The following is a 6,027-nucleotide window of genomic DNA, read 5'->3' as shown; positions in this document are numbered from 1 at the left end:
TCTGCAGTAGCTGGAGCGGGCAGCGACAACCGTAGACCTGTGCCGAACTCTGCCCAACTGCCAAAGTCCTAGCGACCAAGGATCGCTAGCGACCAAGGATCGCTAGCGACCAAGGATCGCTAGAGCGTCCGGAGACACCTGCCCGGGTCCTCGGGGGACCACCGGACACGTGTCTGCCGGTTGAGCGCGGGCCCGGCCACCGGTTCCCCTCGATGGCTGGTGGTCGGGCCCGCGTCCGTGGTGCTTCACGGAGGTTGAGGTCGACGGACCTGCCGCCTCGACGGCCGGATCCCGGCCGTCGTCGGGTGCAGGGACGCTACCGGTCGGCTGCGCACCGGCGGACCGCGTCCGCGTCGACGGCCGTGCCGGTACCGTCACGCGCCTCACCCCGACGCCGGCCCCGACGACGCCGTGAGCCGGGCACCGTCGGGAGGGGGCGTGGCCCGAGCGCCACCTGTCGGCGAACCCCGGCGCCCACTCCCGGAGGCGCACGGGGTCGGCCACCACGGCGATCACGGCCGTCGGTTCCGCCCCGACCGCGACGGTCACCGGCGCCGTGCGGGCGGGCCTGCTCACGATCGGCCGTCCTGCTCGCCGAGCGCATGGCACGGATGCAGTGAACCCAGCAGCGTCCTCGCGCTGATCACGTCGAACTCCGAGAACCGCCCGACCCGCACGACCGCGGCGTTCAGCGCCACGGCGAAGGGGATCACCTCCGCGCCCGCCTCGTCGAGCGCGCCGAGGACCTCGGGAAGGATGGCCGCTCCCCGGTCGATCCCGCCGTAGGCGACGACCGCGACCCGCACACCTCGAAGTTCGGCGACGAGCTGAGAGAGCTCTGCTGGCGAGGCGTACGCCGGCACGACCACGACGACGGGGCCGTTTCTGGACGATCCTCCGAGGTCATCGAGGTGGACCGGTCCCGGCCAGTGTCCCGCCAACCATCTGGCGATCAGTTCCCCGGTCCCGTCGCGACCCGTGCGACCGGCCAGGACGACGGTGAGGGCGTGCGGCATCTCGACGCCTGCCCACCCGAGCCACCGGACCCTCATGGTCGCGGGGCCACGCGGGTGAGCTTGTCGGGGTTGAGCACCGCGTAGATCGAGGCGATCCGCCCGTCCCGCATATCGACCGCGAACACTGATGTGGCGTCGTCCATCACGGTCTCGACCCCGACCTGACCGTTGATCTCGACGAACGACACCTGTCCCAGGCCGTAGCGGCTCAGCAGACCGAGCACGAACGCGACCACGTTCTCGCGACCGAGGATCGGACGGCGGGCGGCGCGCGCCTTGCCGCCGCCGTCGTTGTAGGCGACGACGTCGGCGCGCAGCATCGCGGTCAGTCCCTCCAGATCACCCGCGCGGGCGGCGGCGAGGAACCGCTCGAGCAGCACCCGGTGCGCTGCCGCGTCCGGTCGCGCCCCGTCGCGGCGGCCCTCGCCGAGCTTGGACGTCGCCCGGTGCTGCATCTGGCGACATGCCTCGCCGCTGGCCCCGACGATCCCGGCGATCTCGTCGTAGGGCATCGCGAACGCCTCCCGCAGTACCACGACCGCGCGCTCGGGCGGGGAGAGCCGCTCCATCAGGTGCAGGGTGGCGTAGGCCAGGGTGTCGTCGAGCTCGGCGGTCTCGGCCGGCCCGAGCTCGGCGGTGGCCACCGGCTCGGGCAACCACGGGCCCGGGTAGGCCTCGCGGCGCGCCCGCGCCGAGGTGAGGGCGTCGATCGACAGCCGCGACACCGCGGTGATCAGGAAGGCCCTGGCCGAGCGCACCGCGGCGTGGTCGGCGCGCATCCACTCAGGCGTCGGCGACCACGTCCTCGGCGTCCCACATGCTGCCCAGCAGCCGGTAGGCGAGACCGAGCAGCACCGGCCGGTGCTGCTGGAACTCGACGGTCGGGTCAGTACCGTCGCCGGAGTTCGGGATCATGCGGCGCTCGGTCGGCGGCCGGTGATCTCGGCGGCGAAACCGTCGCGCCAGGAGCCGTAGCGCGGCCGCCAGTCCAGGTGCAGCCGGGCCCTCGTGTTGTCCGCTCCCCGCAGCCGGGTCATGAACGTCCGTCCCCACGACCCGACCGCCACCGTGGCCACCGCGGCCGGGACCGTCTTCGGGGTCGGCGCCCCCAGCAGCCGTGCGAGCTCGGGCAGCCATTCCCGGACCGGTGCGGGGTCGTCGTCGACGATGTTGAGGACCTCGGGCGCCGCCGGTCGGTCCAGCGTGGCCACGATGGCACTGGCGGCGTCGTCGGCGTGGGTGAACGAGAACACCGACCCGCCGGACCCGACGACCGGCATCCGCCCGCCCCGGACCGCGGCGACCGTCGACCCGTCCGGGGCGTAGACCGACCCGGGCCCGTACAGGTGCCCGAACCGCAGGACGGTGCCGCCAGCCGCTCGGGTGCGCTGCTCGAGCTCCTCCAGCGCCGTCAGCGCCGGCCGAAACGGGCGCGGCGGGTCCGCCCAGAACGGCTCCTCCCCAGCCGGGCCCGGACCGTCCGGGTCGTAGGCGTAGGCGAGGCCCTCGGCGACCACCCGCCTCACGCCGGCCTCCGCGGCCGCGTCGAGCAGGTGCTGGGTGCCCTCGCTCCGCAGCCGGTTCGTCACCGCGAACTCCCGCGCCATCCGCCGCGGCCGAATCTCCGCCGGGATGGCGGTCATCAGGTGCACCACCGCCTCCGGTGCCGCCTCGAGCACCGCAGCGCGCATCGCCGTTCGGTCCAGCGCGTCGACCGCGACCACCCGCGCTCCCGTCCCCCGCAGCACGCCCCGAGGATCCCCGGTACGGGACAGGGCGGTCACCTCCTGCCCGACCGCGTCCAGCAGGGGCACCACCGCCCGACCGAGCACACCGGTCGCCCCGGCCACCAGCACTCGCACGAGGACCTCCTCGGCTCGTCGCGCCCGCCGTCCGCGAGCGCCCCGACGGAGACGACGCGGCCGCCCGCCGTGTGACAGGGACGGCCGATCAAGGGGCGACGAGGACGGCCGGTGCCCTTCCACGCGGGCTTCTCTCGCGGACCTCCTTGCCGAGCACGGCGAAGCGGACACCGGCGTCGAGCCTGAGCCGAGCCGCCCGACAGTTCGACGGTGGTCGTTACGGCGACACCGAAGCTCGAACCTCGGCGCCGAGCCCGGACAGCACCGTGCGGATCGCGTGTCGGACCGCGTCCGGGTCAGCAGGCCAGGGTCGGGGTCCGGTGCATCCAGCTCGGACTGTCGAGCTGCTCCACGACGAACGCGGCGAGGTCGGCGCGGGAGAGGGCCCAACCACCGGTGGGGTTGTGGCCCGGTGACCGGCCGTTCGGCTTGCGTTCCCGGGCCGCGTGGTCAGTCGCGCGTCGACTGTCCACGTCGACAACGTGGGCATTCTCGATCTGCGTGGCGACCGGGCGAGTGGGCTCCGCGTCTGGCTCCGGCCGACAGGGCCGTCGGCCAGGAGCCGGCGGACCCTGGGTTTTCGTGCCGTTCGGCCCCTCTCCGGGCTCCTCGATGGCGGTTGAACGATCCGGCGGATTGGTCAGACTCCTGACCATGGCCGGGTTCAGTCAGCAGTCCGAGGACGCTCTGCGCGCGCTCGCGGACCGACTCGTCGACAGCCTCGGAGAGCGCGATCCCGAGCAGAGCCATCGGATCCGCGGGCTCGTGTCGGCGGAGGCAGCCCGCTTCGACGAGGCCAAGGTCCGGGCGTTCGTACCCATCCTGGTCGAACGTGCGGTGCGGCATCGACTCGACATTGCACCGGGGCCGCAGGGCTGACCGCGGGCGAGCGGCGGGTCTCGTCGACGCCGATCGGTGGGTCGATGATCGTCCTCACCCCGCAGCCGGCGAGGGTGCGGAGGCGGTCGACGGCATCCGCGACGCGGGACTCCTCGTCCCAGAGGTGCGGGTAGTTGCGCAGGATCTCCTCGGAGCGCACGAACACGTGCTCGTGCATGACCACCGGGCCCAGGTCTTCTCCAGCCACCGGTCCCCGCACGGTCGGGATCACGTCGCTCGTCATGGACGCGGACCCTGCCCGGCCTGGCCGTCCACCAGGCGGCGAACCGGCCAACACCGCGGGGCGGTCGGTGCGGATCGGGACCTCGACGGCCCGCGAGAACCGGGTCGTTCGGCTGCGGCGTCGACAGCTCGACGGGCACGGTCCACATGGTCATCGGCGGCGGGACGTCCTCGCCCGTCGACCCTCCCGTTCTTCGATCCGCCCGCCTGTCGCGTGAGCACGGCGGTCGGACCGGCGGACCCCGCGACCGGCAGGAAGACGCCGGTCTACGTCGGCGAGCAGGCACCGTGGTCGGCGTTCCGCGACCGCGAGCACGCCGACGGCTCCGCCACCTTCGACGTGGACCCGGGCTCGCCGGGGCAGGACACCTCGATCGCGGTGACCTACTCCGCCGTCGTCGGACCGTACGGCCGGACCGTGCCCGTGGACCGGTTCGAGGGCTCTTCCGGAAGTGGAGTGCAGCTGAGGGCGTGACCGGGCTTGGAGGTGGGGTCGTGTCGCTGCGGTGAGGCGGGCCCCGGGAAGTTGATGATGAAGGTTCCTACACCAATGATCGTCAGCGCCCCGGGGACCCGATGCCGCAGCTTACGTCGCCGCCTGCCCAGCTCGTGGCCGACACGATCATCCGGACCGTCGAGCTCGGGGTCGGCATTGTCGACGCCGCGCTCGCGAGTGGGACGACGGTGGTGTTCGCCGAGCTGATCGTCGAGGGTCCGGGTCGCTGCCCGGGGTGCGGGCTGGTCGGGGTCTATCGCGACAGCGTCGAGCGTCGCGTCAGCGACGTGCCGGTGGTCGGGCATCCTCTCGAGCTGCGGGTCCGGGTCCCGCGCTACGAGTGCGGTCACGACGGCTGCGCCCGCGCGATCTTCGCCCACGACACCGGCCGGCTGGCCCGACCCGGCGCGTCGACCACGCGGCGCTGCGCTGGGTTCATCCTGCGTCGCCTGGCGGTGGACAAGGCCACCATTGCCGCGGTCGCCCGCGAGCTCGGTCGCTCCTGGGACACCGTGAACTCGATCGCCGTCGAAGCCACCCAGACGCTGCTGCTGACCGCCGGCCCGGCCCGCCTCGACGGGGTCGAGGTCCTCGGGGTCGATGAGCACAAGTGGTCCCACGTGTTCGGGACTCAGGAGGGCGGGTTCGTCACCGTGATCACCGATCTCACGCCTGTTGTTGCAGGTCGGGGCCCCGCGCGGCTACTGGACATGGTCCCGGGACGTTCCGCGGCGGCGTTCTCGGGCTGGCTGGCCGCCCGCGAGCAGAGCTTCCGCGACCGCGTGCAGGTCGTGGCGATGGACGGGTTCGGCGGCTACAAGAGCGCCGCGACCGCGCAGGTCCCGGACGCGGTGACGGTGATGGACCCGTTCCACGTGATCGCCCTCGCCGGCGCGAAGTTGGATCTGTGTCGCCAACGCGTCCAGCAGGACACGCTCGGGCACCGTGGCCGCGGCGGCGATCCGCTCTCCGGCGTCCGGCGCGCCCTGCGGACCCGCGACGGGCTGCTCACCGCCCGGCAGTGGGCCCGTATCGGGGCGGTGTTCGCCGACGACGCCCACGCTGCGGTCGAGGTGACCTGGTGCGCCTACCAGCAGATGATCGACGCCTACGCCGAGCGGGACCCACAGCGAGGAAAGACACTGCTCAGCACCGTGATCGACCTGCTGCGCTCCGCGCTACCCGCCGGGCTCGAGGAACTCGCCCAGCTCGGCCGGACCCTGCACCGCCGCCGCGACGACGTCCTGGCCTACTTCGACCATCGAGCTTCCAACGGGCCCACCGAAGCCATCAACGGCCGACTCGAAGCCCTACGCCGCAACGCCCTCGGCTTCCGCAACATGATCAACTACCGGATCAGATCTCTACTGCACTGCGGAGCCCTCGCACTCTGATATGGGGGCCGGTTTGTCAAGTGGGCAGGACGAAGCGGCGCCCAGGGCCGTCGCTCTGGACGCCGCTTCGTGTGACCGACCGACCTCGGCGGTGATGGCAAGCGTGTCGCTGTTCGACGCGTTGTCCATTCTGATAT

8 protein-coding genes and 1 pseudogene are annotated in these 6,027 nt (G+C 72.6%); 3 read left to right on the top strand and 6 right to left on the bottom strand.

Features of this window, described 5'->3' with window-relative positions; all coding sequences use genetic code 11:
- Positions 1 to 572: 572 nt before the first annotated feature.
- The 5 genes from VGH76_RS02260 to VGH76_RS02240 all read right to left on the bottom strand — a co-directional run bounded on the left by VGH76_RS02260 (position 573) and on the right by VGH76_RS02240 (position 3,351).
- On the bottom strand, positions 573 to 863 hold the full coding sequence (locus VGH76_RS02260) for a hypothetical protein (RefSeq protein WP_331554980.1): 291 nt from the start codon (positions 861 to 863) through the stop codon (positions 573 to 575).
- Positions 864 to 1,048: 185 nt separating this feature from the next.
- A complete protein-coding gene (locus tag VGH76_RS02255) occupies positions 1,049 to 1,795 on the bottom strand; it encodes a sigma factor-like helix-turn-helix DNA-binding protein (RefSeq protein ID WP_331554979.1) in 747 nt (248 codons plus the stop codon).
- A gap of 4 nt (positions 1,796 to 1,799) precedes the next feature.
- On the bottom strand, positions 1,800 to 1,931 hold the full coding sequence (locus VGH76_RS02250; RefSeq protein ID WP_331554978.1) for a sigma factor: 132 nt from the start codon (positions 1,929 to 1,931) through the stop codon (positions 1,800 to 1,802).
- Positions 1,928 to 2,878 carry an NAD(P)-dependent oxidoreductase gene (locus VGH76_RS02245; protein WP_331554977.1) on the bottom strand — a complete coding sequence of 317 codons (951 nt, stop codon included), beginning with the start codon at positions 2,876 to 2,878 and terminating at the stop codon, positions 1,928 to 1,930. Before VGH76_RS02245 ends, VGH76_RS02250 begins: the two co-directional genes overlap by 4 nt.
- Before the next feature lie 296 nt (positions 2,879 to 3,174).
- On the bottom strand, positions 3,175 to 3,351 hold the full coding sequence (locus tag VGH76_RS02240) for a hypothetical protein (protein ID WP_331554976.1): 177 nt from the start codon (positions 3,349 to 3,351) through the stop codon (positions 3,175 to 3,177).
- 181 nt (positions 3,352 to 3,532) lie between these two features.
- On the opposite strand from VGH76_RS02240, the gene VGH76_RS02235 reads away from it, so the two are divergent.
- Positions 3,533 to 3,757, top strand: coding sequence for a three-helix bundle dimerization domain-containing protein (locus VGH76_RS02235; RefSeq protein ID WP_331554975.1), 225 nt, complete (start codon positions 3,533 to 3,535; stop codon positions 3,755 to 3,757).
- A 52-nt stretch (positions 3,758 to 3,809) separates the two neighbouring features.
- Here VGH76_RS02235 and VGH76_RS02230 read toward each other — a convergent pair.
- Positions 3,810 to 4,001: pseudogene (locus VGH76_RS02230) on the bottom strand (phosphotriesterase-related protein); the annotation flags it as partial.
- A 213-nt stretch (positions 4,002 to 4,214) separates the two neighbouring features.
- On the opposite strand from VGH76_RS02230, the gene VGH76_RS02225 reads away from it, so the two are divergent.
- The gene (locus VGH76_RS02225; RefSeq protein ID WP_331554974.1) at positions 4,215 to 4,475 is read left to right on the top strand and encodes a hypothetical protein; all 261 of its coding nucleotides are present in this window, start codon (positions 4,215 to 4,217) and stop codon (positions 4,473 to 4,475) included.
- 101 nt (positions 4,476 to 4,576) lie between these two features.
- Positions 4,577 to 5,890 (top strand): ISL3 family transposase, encoded by a 1,314-nt coding sequence (locus VGH76_RS02220; RefSeq protein ID WP_331554973.1) that lies wholly within the window; start codon positions 4,577 to 4,579, stop codon positions 5,888 to 5,890.
- Positions 5,891 to 6,027 lie beyond the last annotated feature (137 nt).

Origin of the sequence: Actinomycetospora sp., from assembly GCF_036497585.1 — a bacterium.
Classification (GTDB): domain Bacteria; phylum Actinomycetota; class Actinomycetes; order Mycobacteriales; family Pseudonocardiaceae; genus Actinomycetospora.
This window is presented reverse-complemented; position numbering and strand designations above follow the sequence as displayed.

Coding starts and splice junctions, on each gene's coding strand:
- VGH76_RS02255 (WP_331554979.1), bottom strand. CDS start 1,795: ATGCGCGCCGACCACGCCGCGGTGCGCTCGGCCAGGGCCTTCCTGATC.
- VGH76_RS02250 (WP_331554978.1), bottom strand. CDS start 1,931: ATGATCCCGAACTCCGGCGACGGTACTGACCCGACCGTCGAGTTCCAG.
- VGH76_RS02235 (WP_331554975.1), top strand. CDS start 3,533: ATGGCCGGGTTCAGTCAGCAGTCCGAGGACGCTCTGCGCGCGCTCGCG.
- VGH76_RS02220 (WP_331554973.1), top strand. CDS start 4,577: ATGCCGCAGCTTACGTCGCCGCCTGCCCAGCTCGTGGCCGACACGATC.